12 protein-coding genes are annotated in these 15,671 nt (G+C 73.8%); 8 read left to right on the top strand and 4 right to left on the bottom strand.

Going from position 1 to position 15,671, the window contains the following annotated elements; genetic code table 11:
• Positions 1-5: 5 nt before the first annotated feature.
• Both M8I34_RS29520 and M8I34_RS29515 read right to left on the bottom strand, forming a co-directional pair.
• Complete coding sequence (locus M8I34_RS29520; RefSeq protein WP_250054446.1) at positions 6-2,297, bottom strand: TOMM precursor leader peptide-binding protein; 2,292 nt, start codon at positions 2,295-2,297, stop codon at positions 6-8.
• A gap of 4 nt (positions 2,298-2,301) precedes the next feature.
• On the bottom strand, positions 2,302-2,547 hold the full coding sequence (locus M8I34_RS29515; protein WP_250054444.1) for a hypothetical protein: 246 nt from the start codon (positions 2,545-2,547) through the stop codon (positions 2,302-2,304).
• Between the two features lie 288 nt (positions 2,548-2,835).
• Here M8I34_RS29515 and M8I34_RS29510 point away from each other — a divergent pair, with 288 nt between their 5' ends.
• The 8 genes from M8I34_RS29510 to M8I34_RS29475 all read left to right on the top strand — a co-directional run bounded on the left by M8I34_RS29510 (position 2,836) and on the right by M8I34_RS29475 (position 13,878).
• A complete protein-coding gene (locus M8I34_RS29510) occupies positions 2,836-3,630 on the top strand; it encodes an AfsR/SARP family transcriptional regulator (RefSeq protein ID WP_030984772.1) in 795 nt (264 codons plus the stop codon).
• A 103-nt stretch (positions 3,631-3,733) separates the two neighbouring features.
• Positions 3,734-5,332, top strand: coding sequence for an acyl-CoA carboxylase subunit beta (locus tag M8I34_RS29505; protein WP_250054442.1), 1,599 nt, complete (start codon positions 3,734-3,736; stop codon positions 5,330-5,332).
• A 302-nt stretch (positions 5,333-5,634) separates the two neighbouring features.
• The gene (locus M8I34_RS29500; RefSeq protein ID WP_244417460.1) at positions 5,635-6,900 is read left to right on the top strand and encodes a beta-ketoacyl synthase; all 1,266 of its coding nucleotides are present in this window, start codon (positions 5,635-5,637) and stop codon (positions 6,898-6,900) included.
• Positions 6,897-8,150 carry a ketosynthase chain-length factor gene (locus tag M8I34_RS29495; RefSeq protein ID WP_250054440.1) on the top strand — a complete coding sequence of 418 codons (1,254 nt, stop codon included), beginning with the start codon at positions 6,897-6,899 and terminating at the stop codon, positions 8,148-8,150. Before M8I34_RS29500 ends, M8I34_RS29495 begins: the two co-directional genes overlap by 4 nt.
• Before the next feature lie 11 nt (positions 8,151-8,161).
• On the top strand, positions 8,162-8,434 hold the full coding sequence (locus tag M8I34_RS29490; protein ID WP_250054437.1) for an acyl carrier protein: 273 nt from the start codon (positions 8,162-8,164) through the stop codon (positions 8,432-8,434).
• A gap of 349 nt (positions 8,435-8,783) precedes the next feature.
• Positions 8,784-10,766 carry an acyltransferase domain-containing protein gene (locus M8I34_RS29485; protein ID WP_250054435.1) on the top strand — a complete coding sequence of 661 codons (1,983 nt, stop codon included), beginning with the start codon at positions 8,784-8,786 and terminating at the stop codon, positions 10,764-10,766.
• A gap of 339 nt (positions 10,767-11,105) precedes the next feature.
• Entirely contained in the window at positions 11,106-12,614 is a 1,509-nt protein-coding gene (locus tag M8I34_RS29480) for an FUSC family protein (RefSeq protein ID WP_250054433.1), read from the top strand.
• A gap of 217 nt (positions 12,615-12,831) precedes the next feature.
• Positions 12,832-13,878 carry a lactonase family protein gene (locus M8I34_RS29475; protein ID WP_250054431.1) on the top strand — a complete coding sequence of 349 codons (1,047 nt, stop codon included), beginning with the start codon at positions 12,832-12,834 and terminating at the stop codon, positions 13,876-13,878.
• Positions 13,879-13,895: 17 nt separating this feature from the next.
• On the opposite strand, the gene M8I34_RS29470 is transcribed toward M8I34_RS29475, so the two are convergent.
• Together M8I34_RS29470 and M8I34_RS29465 are read right to left on the bottom strand one after the other, a co-directional pair.
• Complete coding sequence (locus tag M8I34_RS29470; RefSeq protein WP_244417456.1) at positions 13,896-14,237, bottom strand: nuclear transport factor 2 family protein; 342 nt, start codon at positions 14,235-14,237, stop codon at positions 13,896-13,898.
• A gap of 389 nt (positions 14,238-14,626) precedes the next feature.
• Entirely contained in the window at positions 14,627-15,580 is a 954-nt protein-coding gene (locus M8I34_RS29465; protein ID WP_374211010.1) for a sirohydrochlorin chelatase, read from the bottom strand.
• Positions 15,581-15,671: the final 91 nt, after the last annotated feature.

Below are 15,671 nucleotides of genomic sequence, written 5' to 3'. Positions count from 1 at the left end.
CCGCTCTAGACGAAGAGCGGGACGGGGTTCAGATCCTCGTAGCGGGTCGGCCGTGCCAGCCGCCCCTCGGCCACCGGGACGTCGAAGAGCCTGCCGGGTGCGAACCGCGCCCAGAAGTGCCGCAGCCCCGGCACCAGCACCGCCACCACCGGAATACCCACGTCCGGCCTCGTCTGGTCCAAGACCAGCAATTCCAGCCCCCGTTCGGCCACCAGCCGCTCCGCCGCCTCGATGTCGTCGCGCAGATCGGCCCGCGGCCGGTAGCCGTAACTCCCCGGTGTGCGCGCGGTCTGACCGCCGTCGGGCAGCAGATACGGCTGTCCGCCCACCGTCGCCCCGGTCCACCACGCGAGCAGGTCGCGGTCCCGGGTGAGGTACCCCGTGCCGTCCTCGCGGGCGCCCAGCACCGGTGGCAGCAGCTGGTTCATCTCGGTCAGGGCGCGGCGCAGCGCCAGCCGCGGGTCGAAGTGCGCGCCGAAGCCGAAGGTGATGTCCTGCGCGGCCTTGTCCCGCCGCCGGGAGACGGCCGCCACCACCGGAATGCCGAAGTCCGAGGTGAGATCCAGCGCCCACACCTCGCGGTGCAGATCCCGTTCGTAGGCCGTGCGCAGCCCGGCGATCCACGGTTCGTCGAAGGCATCGAGATCCAGCGCGGCATGCCGGGTCCGGTTGTACCACCACTGGGCGACCGCGTCCCGCTCCACCAGTTCCAGGAAGCCCTGCACGATGGCGTCCTCCAGGCTGCTGCCGGCCGCGTTGCCGTTGGAGTCGGCCGGCACCGTGGGCGGAGTGCCGTCCGGAGCGGGGCCGAAGTACAACAGCGAGGTGGGCAGCAGCCGTTGACGGCGCTGCGTCAGCGACCACACCGGGGTCCAGTCGGTGGGCGCGGCGGCGTCGAAGGGTGCGGCGACCCGCTGGAGCGGGGAGGCGGTCGCGTTCCACCTGTCGCGGTCACGGAACTGCCGCGCCGCCCACAGCTGGCAGCTGTTGGGGTGCAGCGCGTCGCCGCCCAGCGCCCGCAGCGAGTCACGGATCACCGGCTCATCGCCCTGCCGCGTCCCCGAGTAGCGCTCCACGGCCTCACACAGCGCACTGACCTGCGCCTCGACCGCGGTGACGCCCTTGCCGCCGCTGAGGCTGCGCAGCCCGCCGCGCAGCCAGCCCAGCCCGCCGCCGAGCGCCACGTTGTGCCCCGAGGTGTAACAGTGCAGCGCGGCGGGGGCGTTGTCCGCCCGCCGGATCTCGCTGACGACGCCGGTCACCGGCCCCACCAGATGGCCGTGGCGCGCCAGCATCTGCTCGGGGGGCAGCGCCCGGTGATTGCCGCCGCCGTGCGCGGCCTTGGTGCGCGAGACCGGCTCCACCGGCCGGTTCACCGTCCGCGCCACCAGTCCCGGGTCCCCGCAACCGGGGCACTGGGGTCTTCGGTGCACGGTGTGGTGCCGGGTGTGCAGCGTCAGGGTGTCCAGCGCACAGATCGCGTCATGGCTCTCCCGTCGCACCCCGCCCAGCCAGGTCGCCGCCATCAGCACGGCGAGCTGAAGGCCCATGGCGCGGCCGGCGGCCAGTGAGGCCTCGGGCGCCGCCACCGGGCGGTCCGCCCCCAGGGCGCGCTGCACGGCCAGTTCGCCCCGCCGGTGACCGCGCAGCCGGTCCGCCAGACAGCGCCAGCAGGCGCCCGCGTCCGGCCGGAACACCGGCCCGGCCCACGGCTCGGCGCCGCCGGGTCGCACCGGCAGCCAGGGCCGGCCCTGCGAGCGGTGCCAGGTGTCGACCTCCGCCAGGTCCGGGGCGAGGTAGTCGTCGCAGAGCACCAGGGAGAGGTCCGCCGTGCCCGGGGACGAGCCGCCGCCGGGGCCGGGCCCGACCACCGTGAGCCCGGAGTCGGTGCATGCGGCGCGCAGCCCGTCGGCCGCACACCGTCCCACGGCCAGGATCTCGACCGTGGGACGAAGGCGCGGCGGGGCGGACCGCAGGCCGGAGACCTCCGCCAGATCCCAGAAGGCCGCTGCCGCACCGTCGGACGGCACACCGGGATCGGGGCGGTAGCCGATGAGACCGGCCGTCGCCAGCTCGGCCACCACCGCACCGGCCTGCATCGCGGGCAGTTCCCTGGCCGCCTCCGTCAGCAGGTTCGACAGTGTCCGCGTCCCGTCGAGCAGCGGCGCGACGACCTCGGCGGGCCGGCCGAACAGCGCGGTGACCCCCCGCCCGGACAGCAGATAGGTGGCCTCGTCGGGCACCACCTCGGCACGCAGATGGCGGCGGAAGCCGACGAAGGGCTCCGTGGTCTCCACGGCGTCAGACGGCGTACGGGATACCGGTCAGAAGCGTGGTGGCCGTGGCGTCAGGCCGTCCGAGATCCTCGATGACGAGCGACGGCGCGGTGTAGACAGGCTCCGCGCCCAGCAGCCCGAACTCGGCGAACACGGACGCCGGGTCGCTGGTGTAACGGCGCTTCAGGTCGGGCTCCAGGCCCGCACGGGCGACGAGTTCGGCGAAACGGCAGAGGTCGGCGGCGGTGTCGGTCGTGGTCTGGGCAGACATGGTCCGGTGCGTCGCGGGCATGTGACTGTTCCCTCCGTTGTCGGACGGTCCGTCGGGGTGGCCTGAACTACTCGGCACAACGCCCCGGCGTCCGGTGAGGCAGTATTCTGCGGGCGCCGGAGGCACAGGCCCCAGTGCCTGGTTCACCACATCGGCATGACATTTTCATGATTGTGTTCATGAGTGGCTCACTGGGCTCGTGCGCTCCCCGGTGCGAACCTCGCTTGAAGCTCGAGATGACCCGCGGCCCCGTGGCCGGCGGTTGTGACTCACGAGGGGAGAGCACGCATGGAAATCAAGGTTCTGGGCCCGCTGACCGCCCACGAGCACGGTGTCTCGCTGGTGCCGAGCGCCGCCAAACCGCGCCAGATACTCGCGCTGCTCGCGCTACAGGGCGACCATGTGGTGACCGTGCCCACGCTGATGGAGGAGATCTGGGGGCAGAACGTGCCGCGCAGCGCGGCCACCACCCTCCAGACCTACATCCTCCAGCTGCGCCGCAAGATCGCGGTGGCCCTGGACGGCGACCCCGTGCGCAACGCCAAGGAAGTCCTGGTCACCCAGCACGGCGGCTATCTCCTCCAGGTCCAGCCCGGCCAGGTCGACGTCCAGGAGTTCGAGCAGCTCGCCCTGTCGGGACGCGGCGCCTACGACGCCCATGACTATGCCGCCGCCTCCGCCCTGCTGGGCAAGGCACTGGCGGTCTGGCAGGGACCCGCTCTGGTCGATGTGCCCGTGGGCGGGGTGCTGGAACTGGAGGTGCTCCGGCTGGAGGAGGACCGGATGGCCTGTCTGGAGCGCCGGATCGACGCCGACCTCAAACTCGGCCGGCACACCGAGGTGGTGCCCGAACTCTGCTTCCTCGCCGCCCGGCACCCCATGCACGAGAACTTCTGCGCCCAGCTGATGACCGCACTGCACTGCTCCGGCAGCTCCTGGCGTGCGCTGGAGGCGTACCAGCGGCTGCGCGACGCGCTCGTCGGGGAGCTCGGCATCGAGCCGTCGGCCCGGCTCCAGCAGCTCCAGCACGCCGTACTGTCCGGTGACGTGGACCTCGGGCAGTCGCTGACCGCCACCGGCTGACGGCGGTCGCGCGCCGCCGCGGCCGGGCCGGGCCATGCCCGGCCGGCAGCCGCCGCCGCGCGCTCTCCAGCGGGGTTCGAGCCGCCGTTCCTACGTTCGGCCGATGACGATCCTTCAGGAAACCGCGACCCCGCCGCTCGCCCCGCCGCGCCCCGACCTCGGCCGGGCCACCGACGAACTGCACCGCCTCAAGGAGGAGGTCAGCCGCGGCCCCGACGCGGCCGCCACCCGCCGGCAGCACGACAAGGGCAAGCTGACCGCCCACGAGCGGCTGGAACTCCTCTTCGACGAGGGCACTTTCACCGAGATCGAACCGCTGCGCCGGCACCGTGCCACCGGCTTCGGGCTGGAGTCCCGCAAGCCCCACGGCGACGGCGTGATCATCGGCTGGGGCCTGGTGCACGGCCGCACCGTCTTCGCCTACGCCCATGACTTCCGGGTGTTCGCCGGGGCGCTGGGGGAGGCGCACGCGACGAAGGTGCACAAGGTCATGGACCTCGCGGAGGCGTCCGGCGCCCCGCTGGTCTCGCTCAACGACGGCGCGGGCGCCCGCATCCAGGAAGGCGTCACCGCACTCGCCGGCTACGGCGGGATCTTCCGCCGCAACGTCCGCGCGTCCGGGGTGATCCCGCAGATCTCCGTGATGCTCGGCCCGTGTGCCGGCGGCGCGGCCTACTCCCCGGCGCTGACCGACTTCGTGTTCATGGTGCGCGAGACCGCCCAGATGTTCATCACGGGACCGGACGTCGTCCAGGCCGTGACCGGGGAGAAGATCACCCACAACGGTCTGGGCGGCGCGGATGTGCACGCCGGGACCTCCGGCGTCGCCCACTTCGTCTTCGACGACGAGGCCGCCTGCCTGGAAGAGGTCCGCTGGCTGCTGTCGCTGCTGCCCCGCAACAACCGTGAACTCGCCGCGCCCGTACGGGGCGAGGACCCCGCGGACCGGCGCACCGACGCGCTCACCACCCTGGTCCCCGCCGACCCCGGGCGCGCCTACGACATGCGCGCGGTGATCGAGGAGATCGTCGACGACGGCGAGTACCTGGAGGTGCACGAGGGCTGGGCCCGCAACGTGGTGTGCGCCCTGGCCCGGCTCGACGGGCAGACCGTCGGCGTGATCGCCAACCAGCCGAACACGCTGGCCGGCGTGCTGGACATCCACGCCTCGGAGAAGGCCGCCCGCTTCGTCACCACCTGCGACGCCTTCAACATCCCGCTGGTGACGCTGGTGGACGTGCCCGGCTTCCTGCCGGGCGTCGACCAGGAACACGGCGGCATCATCCGGCACGGCGCCAAGCTCCTGCACGCCTACTGCAACGCCACCGTGCCCCGTATCTCCATCGTGCTGCGCAAGGCCTACGGCGGCGCGTACATCGTCATGGACTCCCGGTCCATCGGCGCCGACCTGTCCTTCGCCTGGCCCACCAACGAGATCGCGGTGATGGGCGCCGAGGGCGCGGCCAATGTCGTCTTCCGCCGCGAGATCGCCGCGTCCCCCGACCCGGACGCGACCCGCGAGCGACTCGTCAAGGAGTACAAGTCCGAGCTGATGCACCCCTATTACGCGGCCGAACGCGGCCTCGTCGACGACGTCATCGACCCCGGCGACACCCGGCGGGTGCTGGTGCGGTCCCTGGCCATGCTCCGCGAGAAGAAGGCCGACCTGCCCGACCGCAAGCACGGCATCGTCCCGACATAGCGCCACGGGCAGCCCGCTGACCAGCACACACGGCATCCCCGTCGGCAGATCCACGCACATACGAGCGGGTATCGAGGCGAGGGCCGAACCATGGCGGAGCCGGCAGCGGGGGAAGCGCCACCAACGGCCACCGAAGCTGTCCGCCGCGGCGGCGGGGCGCCGGGGGGCCACCCCCCGGCCCGGCCCCGGCCGCCGGGCTCATCGAGGAGCGGACCGACCGAAGGGAACACCGTGGCCCGCAACGTTCTGTCAGGCCCGTACCCGCAGGGGTACCCGGCCCCGTCGAAGGCGAGGTAGCGGCGATGCGCAGAGTCGCCATCACAGGACTCGGGGCCGTGGCGCCCGGGGGAGTGGGCATCAAGAACTACTGGGACCTGCTGACCGCCGGCCGGTCGGCGACCCGCACGATCTCCTTCTACGACGCCTCCCCGTTCCGCTCGCGGGTCGCCGCCGAATGCGACTTCGACCCGGTGGCGGCCGGACTGACGCCCCAGGAGATCCGCCGGCTGGACCGCGCCGCGCAGTTCGCAGTCGTCTCCACCCGCGAGGCGCTCGCCGACAGCGGCCTGGACACCGCCGGCCTCGACCCGGGCCGGATCGGCACTTCCCTGGGCAGCGCGGTCGGCTGTACCACCAGCCTGGAGCGCGAGTACGTCGTCGTCAGCAACGGCGGACGCAGCTGGCAGGTCGACCACACCTACGCGGTCCCCGAGCTCTACCGGCACTTCGTGCCCAGCTCGATGGCCGCCGAGGTCGGCATGGCGGCCGGCGCCGAGGGCCCCGCGGCCGTCATCTCCACCGGGTGCACCTCCGGACTCGACTCCCTCGGGCATGCCGTCGAGCTGATCCGCGAGGGCACCTGTGACGTGATGATCGCCGGCGCCACCGAGGCCCCCATCTCCCCGATCACCTCGGCCTGTTTTGACGCCATCCACGCCACCACCCCGCGCAACGACACCCCCGAAAGCGCCTGCCGCCCCTTCGACCGCACCCGCAGCGGACTGGTCCTCGGCGAGGGCGCGGCCGTCCTCGTGCTGGAGGAGCTGACGAGCGCGCAGGCACGCGGTGCGCACATCTACGCGGAGATCGCCGGGTTCGCCGCGCGCTGCAACGCGTACCACATGACCGGCCTCAAGCCGGACGGCCGGGAGATGGCGCAGGCCATCGACGCCGCACTGGACGAGGCGCGGATCGACCCCACCGCCATCGACTACATCAACGCCCACGGCTCCGGCACCAAGATGAACGACCGGCACGAGACCGGCGCCTTCAAACGCAGCCTCGGCGCGCATGCCTACCGCACCCCGGTCAGCTCCATCAAGTCCATGATCGGGCACTCGCTCGGCGCGATCGGCTCGCTGGAGATCGCCGCCTGTGCGCTGGCCATGGAGCACTCGGTGCTGCCGCCCACCGCCAATCTGCACGAGCCCGACCCCGAACTCGACCTGGACTACATCCCGCTCACCGCCCGTCAGCAGAAGACCGACACCGTCCTCAGCGTCGGCAGCGGCTTCGGCGGGTTCCAGAGCGCGATGGTGCTGGCCCGCCCGGAGAGGAGCGCCGTATGACCGCCACGACCGTGGTGACCGGCATCGGCATCACCGCACCCAACGGCCTGGGCACCGAGGACTACTGGAAGGCGATCCTGGACGGCCGCTCCGGTATCGGCCCGGTCACCCGCTTCGACGCCTCGCAGTATCCCGCGACGCTGGCCGGCGAGGTCCCCGGCTTCGTCGCCGAGGAGCACATCCCCAGCCGGCTGATGCCGCAGACCGACCACATGACCCGTCTCGCCATGACCGCCGCCGCCTGGGCCATCGACGACGCGGGGGTCGACGCGGCGGCCCTGCCCGAGTACGGCATGGGAGTGGTCACCGCCGCCTCGGGAGGCGCCGTCGAGTTCGGCCAGCGCGAGCTACAGAACCTGTGGAGCAAGGGCAAGGAGTACGTCAGCGCCTACCAGTCCTTCGCCTGGTTCTACGCCGTCAACACGGGCCAGATCTCCATCCGGCACAAGATGCGCGGCCCCAGCGGGGTGCTGCTGACCGAACAGGCCGGCGGTATCGACTCCCTCGGCCACGCGCGGCGCCACATCCGCAAGGGCATCCCGCTGGTCGTCGCCGGCGGCGTCGACGCGGCCCTGTGCCCCTGGGGCTGGGTACCGCAGCTCGCCTCCGGGCGGATGAGCACCGCCGGTGACCCGGCCCGTGCCTTTCTGCCCTTCTCGCCGGACGCCTGCGGATATGTTCCCGGCGAGGGCGGCGCCATCCTCGTCACCGAGGACGCCGGCAGCGCCCGCGCACGCCGCGCACCACAGGTCTACGGCGAAGTCGCCGGGTACGCCGCCACTCTCGACCCGGCCCCCGGCTCCGCCCGTCCGCCCGGTCTGGGCCGGGCCGCGCGCAATGCGCTGGCCGACGCGGGCCTGACACCCGCCGACATCGATGTGGTCTTCGCCGACGCCGCGGGCGTACCGGACCTGGACCGGGTGGAGGCCGAGGCGATCACCGGCCTCTTCGGCCCGCGGGCCGTGCCCGTCACCGCCCCCAAGACCATGACCGGCCGGCTGCTCGCCGGCGGCGCGGCCCTGGACGTGGCCACCGCCCTGCTCGCCCTTCGCGACGGCGTCATTCCCCCCACCGTCAACGTGGCCGCCCCGGCCACGGACTTCCCCCTCGATCTGGTCACCGGGTCACCGAGGGAGCAGGACCTGCGCGCCGCGCTGGTGCTCGCCCGCGGTCACGGTGGCTTCAACGCGGCCCTCGTCGTACGACGGCATGCCGCGACGACGGACCCGGCATCCGGCCGGAACGACTGAGAGGACACGCCATGCCCATTACCACCACCACCCACGTCACCCTCACCGACCTCACCCGGATGCTGCGCGAGAGCGCGGGCGAGGAGGAGGGCGTCGACCTGGACGGCGACGTCATCGACACGCCCTTCATCGAGCTCGGCTACGACTCGCTCGCGCTGCTCCAGGTGATCGGCGAGATCCAGCGTGAGTACGGCGTGGAGATCCCGGACGACGCGGTCGTCGACGCCGAGACCCCGCGCGCCCTGCTCGACCTCATCAACGCCGGCAGCACGTCGGCCGCATGATCAGGCGTCGAAGGCGGCCATCCCGGTTCCCCCGGCCGGACGGGCCGCCTTCGGCGCCGCTCCAGGAGGAGTGAGGCTGCCTGGTGGCGGGGCCCGCACCACCGCCGGCTCCCGCCACGCAGGCCCCTCTTCCCTGCACGTTTCCCGCGCGCCGGCTCGACGGCCGCCACCGCCGTCCCCCCCGGTCCCCCCCCCGCACCACATCTCACCCCGCACCACGCCCGACCCCGCACCGCCCATGCCCCTGCCCGGCAGTCCGCCCCCACAGGGCAGTCCGCCCCCCGGCATCCGCCCGCCGCGCACCACTTGCCACACCCCGCATGTGCACCCGCCCGGAAGGAGGGCACCCATGTCTCTCGCCAACCAGACCGCGGTGACCAGAAGGCTGGAGATCACCCCCAAGGCACCACCGCTCCCGGGCGACACGGACACCCCGGTCGCCGCCGACGACGCGGGCACCGGCCCGGCCCTCGGCACCGCGGCACCCGGCGCAGCCACCGGCACCGATGCGGCGCCCGATGCACCCACCGGCACCGACACGGCACCCGGCCCGGCCCTCGGCACCGACGCGGCGCCCGGTGCCGCCACCGGCACGTCCCTCGACACCGTCCTCGACGCCTCCGCAGGACGCGCCCTCCCGCCCACCGCCGTCACCGCCGTGCTGCACGCCTTCGGCGGCCGGACCCGTGAACTGCCGCCCCGTACCGTCGTCTTCATCGGATCCACCGCCGCGCTCACCGGGCTTCCCGCCTCCCACGAGGGCATCCCGGTGCGTACCGCCCCCTCGCCCGCGCACGCCCTGCACCTGGCCCACCACGAACTCCAGGCCAAGACCGCCGACCTGGCGTTGGTTGCGGGCTTTCAGGAGCCCCTGGGCCGGGCAGTCACCGTCCAGACCCTCCGGCGGGCGGCCGAAGCGGTCGCCGGCGACGACAGTGTGCTGGGGGTGCTGGACTTCGAGGGCTGTGCGGGACCGGCGGACGAGCCGATCCTGCGCCCCTCCCGGCACAGCCGCCGGCTCACCGACCCCGCGGCGCCCCGTCTGCTGCTCTGGTCCGGTGGCAACGCGGCGGAGGAACAGCGCGTACGGCGCGAACTGGCGCCCCTGCTCGACGGGTTGTTCCCCGAGGCGTTCCCCGCCCTGCCCACCACGATGCCCTGCGGCCAGGCCCCCGGCCCCGTCCGCGCCGGGGCCGTCACCACCGCCGAACGGGCCCCCGCGGCGGTCGCCGCCGCCCGCGCCGGGTACGCGCCCCGCCCCCGCCCGGTCGCGCTGCTCTTCCCCGGCCAGGGGTCCCAGCACACCGCGATGGCCGCCGGACTCTACGGCCGGGAGCCCGTCTTCACCGCCGCCGTCGATGCCGTACTGGAGCTGCTGGGCCCGGAGGGGCCCGCCGTCCGCGCCGACTGGCTCACCGACACCCCGTCCCTCGCCATCGACGACGTCCGCCGTGCCCAGCCCCTGCTCTTCGCGGTCGACTACGGCCTGGGGTGCATGGTGCTCAGCTGGGGCATCCGCCCGGCCGCGTTCCTCGGCCACAGCGCCGGTGAACTGGTCGCCGCGGTCCTCGCCGGAGTGGTCCCGCTCAGCGACGCGGTCACGATGATGCGCGAACGGGTCGTCGCGGCGGTGCGGATTCCCGCGGGCGGCATGCTCGCCGTGGCCGCCGGCGCCGACACCCTGCGTCCGTACCTGCGCGCCGATGTCGTCATCGCCGCGGTCAACGCCACCAGTCAGACCATGCTGGCCGGTTCGACCGCTCCGCTGGCGGAAACCGCCGCCGCACTGCGCGCCGATGGGCACACCGTCGTCACGGTGCCCGCCACCAGCCCCTTCCACAGCCCGGCCATGGCCCCGGCGGCGGCCGCGGTGGAACGCGCCTACACCGGTATCCCCTTCCGTATCCCCGCCCTGCCGCTCTACTCCGGCTACACCGGCGACCTGCTGGGGCCCGACGACGCGGTGAGCCCCCGCTTCTGGGCCCGTCAGATCACCGACCCGGTGCTCTTCCAGCCCGCGCTCGACCAGCTGCTGGCGGCCGACGACATGCTCCTCGTCGAAGCGGGCCCCCGGCAGACCCTCACCGTCTTCGCCCGCCGGCACCGCGCCGTCCGCCTGGGCGCCTCGGCCGCCGTCCCCCTCCTGCCCGCCCGCCCCACCACCCCGGAGGCCGACCGGCACGCCGTCCTGACCGCCGCCTGCCGCCTCTGGCAGGAGGGCCACCAGCTCAAAGGAGAAGCCCTGGCCCGCCTCTGGACCTGCGCCGCCGAAGAGGCCGACCCCGCCCCCGCCACCCGCGCCGGCACACCCCCGGTGGGCGTCGCGAGCTGAAGCCGCGGCGGACGGGAATCCGGCGTGCTCCCGCCGGATTCCCGCGGAGGACCTCTCCCGTCGGCCGCTCACCGTGCCGACTGCCGGGGTGCGGCCGACTGCTCCCCGCACCGGCCGCGCCCCCGAGAGCGGCCCAGGACCGGAGATCTTGCCCCGGCCCCCGCTCCCGCCCATTGGCCTCCTTCTGGCACGCCGTGGGCCGACCTGGCTGTACCAATGGCACAGTCTTCACTGCCCCTGTTGAGCAACCTGCCGCAATGATGCTGTGATGGGCCCGTCGATGGCGCTGCGGATCCCGCGGCGCCTTTTTCATGCGGGAAAGTCGAAGGGGCGGAAGCTGTGCTGAAGAGGATGTTCGTGGCTCCGGATCCGGGGTGGCTGCGGCTGCGCAGCGCCGCCCGGTCCGTCCTCGGCATCGGCCTGGCGGTCACCGTGTGCGGCTACGCCGAGCACTCGCTCGTCGCGGCCATCACCGGCGGGCTCGCCGCGCTGCTCGCCCTCTTCACGGTCACCGATGCAACGGTCGGCAAACAGATGGTCACCACGGGCCTGCTGCCCGCGGTCGGCTTCCCGGTGCTCGCCGCCGCGGCGATGCTCCACGATCACCCGGTGGCACGGGGTGTGGCCTTCGCCGCCGTGGTGGGTGCGGGGGTCTACGCCCGCCGCTGGGGGCCGCGCGGGCACGCCCTGGGGGTGTTCGCGTTCATGACGTTCTTCGCCGCGCAGTTCCTGCACACGGTGCCGGACCAGCTGCCCCAGCTGTATGCCGCGGTCGCCCTCTCCCTGCTCGCCTCCTCGACCGTCCGCTTCGGGGTGTGGTGCTACGAGCGCCGGCTGCCCCCGGTCGTACTGCCCGCTCCGCCGGGCGGCCGGGGCCTCGCCCGGACGACCACCCGCCAGGCGATCCAGGCCACCGCCGGCAGCGCCTTCGCCCTCGTCCTGGGCCAGTTGCTCTCCGAACAGCGCTGGTACTGGGCCGTGGGCGCCACGTGGTGGATCTTCGTGAACACCGCGTCGCGCGGCGAGACGCTGGTCCGCGGCTTCCGCCGGACGCTCGGCACGGTCGTCGGCATCGCCCTCGGGCTGCTCGTCGCCGTCCCGCTGCACGGTGCCGTCGTCCCCACCGTGGCGCTGGTCGCGGTCAGCGTTTTCGGGATCTTCTACACGGCCGCCGTCTCGTACACCTGGATGATGCTCGCGGTGACCTTGATGGCCACGCTGCTGTACGGGCTCCTGGGAGTGCTGGACGCCGACCTGCTCACGTTGCGTCTCGCGGAGACCGGTGTGGGCGCGCTCGGGGCGGCGCTGGCGGTGCTCCTGGTGCTGCCCGTCACCACCCACGCCACCACCGACGCCTGGATCCAGCGGGCCCTGCGCTGTGTGCACCACTGCACCGCCGAGGCCGCCGCCCGCCTCGCGGGCTCCGCGACCGCGGACCCCGCCCCCCACGTCGCCGGCCTGGAGCTCCTGCTGGGCAGGGTGCGGCTGTCGCTCTCCCCGCTCGTGCACCCGCTGAGCCCGCTGCGGGCCCGCAAGGCGCGGGCGCGTCAGGTGCTCGCGCTGCTCGACGACTGCGCCCGTGAGGTCCGCGGGCTGGCCTCCATCGCCGCCGACCCGGAGGCATCCCACGACGCCCGGCTCACCGCCGCCTGCCAGCGGGTGGAGGCGGCCGTCGAGGCCCTCACCACACCGCGCGGCGCACGCGACGCGGCAGCCGCCACCGTCGCCGAGTCGCACCCGCCCGCGGCGGAACCCGCACTGGTCCATCTCCACGGCCTGGAGCGGGCGCTCGCCGAACTCGCCGCCCCCCTGCGCAGCACCCGGCGCTCCCCACTGGTCGACGCCTGACCCCGGCGCTCTCCACTGGCCGACGCCTCCGGACGTAGCTCGCCACGCCCTCTTCGCTGCGCCCGGAGCACCCTCCGGCGTACCCGCGGTCACGGGCACCCGGGCCCACGGGCGCGCGTGCCCGTGAGCGGTAACCGGCCAACACCCCCAACGCCCCGCCCCTGGCTGTTAGCGTCGCCCGGGCACCTCAACGGGCGGGCGGACGAAGGGCGGACCAGTGGGGACGAGCGACCACGGCCGACGGGCGCACATCGGATCGTTCACCGCGGCCGGCGGCCTCGGCATCACCACGGCTGCCGTCCACCCGGACACCGGCGCACTCACCCCGCTGCACTCCACGGATGCCGTCCCCAACCCCTCCTACCTGGCCCCGAGCCCCGACGGCCGGTACCTCTACGCGGTCAGCGAGACCCCGGACGGCGCCGCAGCCGCCTTCGCCCTGACCCGTAGGGGACCGGAACTCCTGGCACCCGCCGTCCCCGTGGACGGCGCCGACCCCACCCACCTCACCCTGGCCGGCGGCCGTCTCGTCACCGCCAACTACAGCTCCGGCAGCCTCAGTACGCTCCCCGTACGGGCCGACGGCACGCTCGCCGGACCCGCCACCGTGCTCGCCCACCGGGGCAGCGGCCCGCGGTCCGACCGCCAGGAGGGCCCGCACGCCCACGCCGTGCTGCCCGACCCCAGCGGCCGCTGGCTGCTCAGCGTCGACCTGGGCACCGACTCGGTCCGCAGCTGTGCCCTGGCCACCGAGGGGGCGCTGACCGTACACACCGAGACCCGGCTGCGGCCCGGCAGCGGCCCGCGCCATCTCGCCTTCCACCCCGACGGCGACCGCGCCTATGTCATCAACGAACTCGACCCGACGGTCACGGTCTGCCGCTGGGACCCCGGGCACGGTGCGCTGACCCCCTTGGGGGAGACCCGCCTGCTCCCGGACGAGGCCAGGGCGGATGCGGCGGACACCTTCCCCTCCGAACTGGTCGTCTCCCGCGACGGCCGGTTCGCCTGGGCCGCCAACCGGGGCCACGACAGCCTCTCCGTCCTGTCCCTTCACGGCGGCACCGCAACCCTCGTCACCACCGTCCCCTGCGGCGGCCATTGGCCCCGCGACCTGGCGCTGCATCCCGACGGCCGGCACCTCTACGCCGCCAACGAGCGCTCCGGCGACGTCACCTGGTTCACCGTCGACCCGGCGACCGGCGTCCCGGCCCGGGGCGGATCCGTCGAGGCACCTGCCGCCTCCTGTGTGGTCTTCGTCTGAGCTGCCCCGGGGCAGCCTCACCCCTGCGGAAAGCGCCCGCCGAAGTACACCTGCGTCTCGGCGAGCCGGCCGTCCCGCACGCGCATCACCTCGACGTTGCGATGCCGCTCGCCCGTCGTCAGCTCGTACTCGTACCGGACGAAGACCTGCTCGCCGTCGAGGGCCACGGCGTCGAGGATCTCCTGCGACCGCAAGCGGTCCGCCGTGGGGAAGCAGATCTCCAGGAAAGCGGCCTTGCCGATGTGGTCGTCCTGCGGGCTGGTGAAGACGAAATCCTCGGCGAGCAGCCGTTCCATGGCCGCGCGGTCCTGGGCGAGATAGGCCGCGAAGGCGGCGCGGACGAGGTCGACGTGGGACATGAACTTCCTTCCGTGGGCGGCCCGGCCGCGCCACGAACGGCGAGCGGCCGGTGAATGGCTTCTACAGGGTGGGGGACTCCGCCGGGTCATCCGACTCATCGGTCGGCCCTCAAGGGGTACGGAAAGCCACCTGTAAGGTCCTCTCGCGGACGTACGCCCACGCATCCGCCTGGACCGCGACCGGCGGGCTCCTGGGCCGCCTGAGGGGCGTCTGCGCCGCTCGGAGCGGAATCGGACGTATCGCCTCCGCCTGGACGCCGCACGTGGACGCGCCGGGATACGGCGTCGGGCCACCGCACCCGGACACCCCACCCGGACACGGCGAAGGGCCGGCCCCGCGCACTGCGCGAAGACGGCCCTTCGAGAGATGCGTCCGGCCCGGGAGTCCCCTAGCGGACCGGCGCCCCCTGCGTCTGGGTCGGGAGGGTGATGCCCACCGCCGCCGCGTAGTTCGACAGCGCCAGCCGGCCCACCGTGCCGTAGGCGCCCAGCGCCTCGGCCGATGCGCAGCCCGCCTCCGCCGCGGCCGCCCCCAGAAGGCCGTCGGTGATCTCCGGGCCGATCAGGTACGGGGCCAGCGCCAGCTGCTGCGAACCGGACCCGCGCAGCTGCTCGGCCGTACGGGAGATGGCGCCCTCTTCGTCCAGGGCGGCGGCCAGCACCGGCACCGCGAGCCGCGCGGAGAGCAGCATGCCGGTGATCCCGGCGGCCTGCACGGCCTCCTCGCCGCCCACGGTGGCGAGGATGATGCCGTCCGCTGCCGTGGCGACGGTGAACAGCCGGGCGCGGTCCGCGCGGGCCAGACCGGCCTCGGAGAGCCGGACGTGCAGCGCCTCCGCGAGCAGCGGGTGCGGGCCGAGGACATCGGTCAGCTCGGCGCCGGAGCCGCTGTTCATCATGGCCTGGCGTATCCGGCGCAGCAGCGCGCTGTCCGGTCCGGCCAGCAGTGGTACCACCACAGCGGCGGGGCCGGGGTCGGGCTGCCCGTCGGCGCCCACCCGGGCCTTGTGCTCCGCGGCGGCCTGCGCCAGCACGGCCTCCAGGGACGGGAACTCGTCGTCGCCGCCGTCGACGTAGCCGATCCGGGCGTCGAGGCCGGGGAGCTCCGAGCGGGCGATGCTGGAGACCTCTTCCGCCAGGCTGCGCGAGGCGGTGGAGGGGGTGCCGGGTACGGCCAGCACCAGGGCGGGTGCGCCCTCGGGTGCGGCGAGCGGCTCCGGCTTGCGGTGGCGGCCGGTCTGCCGTCGCGGCATTCGTACAGGCAGGCCGGGTGCGGCTCCCGGGCTCGGGGAGGCGGCGTCAAAATCGGGCGAGCCAGGTGCGGGCCCAGTGGGGGAACTCATGGCGCCGCATGCTAACGGTTCGGACCACCCCCGCGCGGAGGGAGGGTTCGCCGACGAGGTATCCGTCCCGATTTATCCCGCGCGTCACGCC

The sequence above is a fragment of the Streptomyces sp. MCA2 genome (assembly GCF_023544705.1).
In the GTDB taxonomy this organism is placed as follows: domain Bacteria; phylum Actinomycetota; class Actinomycetes; order Streptomycetales; family Streptomycetaceae; genus Streptomyces; species Streptomyces decoyicus.
Note: the sequence above shows the minus strand (reverse complement) of the source record. Positions and strands in the feature narration are given on the sequence as shown.

Excerpts from the sequence above, each read along its gene's own strand:
- M8I34_RS29515 (WP_250054444.1), bottom strand. The coding sequence starts at position 2,547 with ATGTCTGCCCAGACCACGACCGACACCGCCGCCGACCTCTGCCGTTTC.
- M8I34_RS29510 (WP_030984772.1), top strand. The coding sequence starts at position 2,836 with ATGGAAATCAAGGTTCTGGGCCCGCTGACCGCCCACGAGCACGGTGTC.
- M8I34_RS29505 (WP_250054442.1), top strand. The coding sequence starts at position 3,734 with ATGACGATCCTTCAGGAAACCGCGACCCCGCCGCTCGCCCCGCCGCGC.
- M8I34_RS29500 (WP_244417460.1), top strand. The coding sequence starts at position 5,635 with ATGCGCAGAGTCGCCATCACAGGACTCGGGGCCGTGGCGCCCGGGGGA.
- M8I34_RS29495 (WP_250054440.1), top strand. The coding sequence starts at position 6,897 with ATGACCGCCACGACCGTGGTGACCGGCATCGGCATCACCGCACCCAAC.
- M8I34_RS29490 (WP_250054437.1), top strand. The coding sequence starts at position 8,162 with ATGCCCATTACCACCACCACCCACGTCACCCTCACCGACCTCACCCGG.
- M8I34_RS29485 (WP_250054435.1), top strand. The coding sequence starts at position 8,784 with ATGTCTCTCGCCAACCAGACCGCGGTGACCAGAAGGCTGGAGATCACC.
- M8I34_RS29470 (WP_244417456.1), bottom strand. The coding sequence starts at position 14,237 with ATGTCCCACGTCGACCTCGTCCGCGCCGCCTTCGCGGCCTATCTCGCC.
- M8I34_RS29465 (WP_374211010.1), bottom strand. The coding sequence starts at position 15,580 with ATGAGTTCCCCCACTGGGCCCGCACCTGGCTCGCCCGATTTTGACGCC.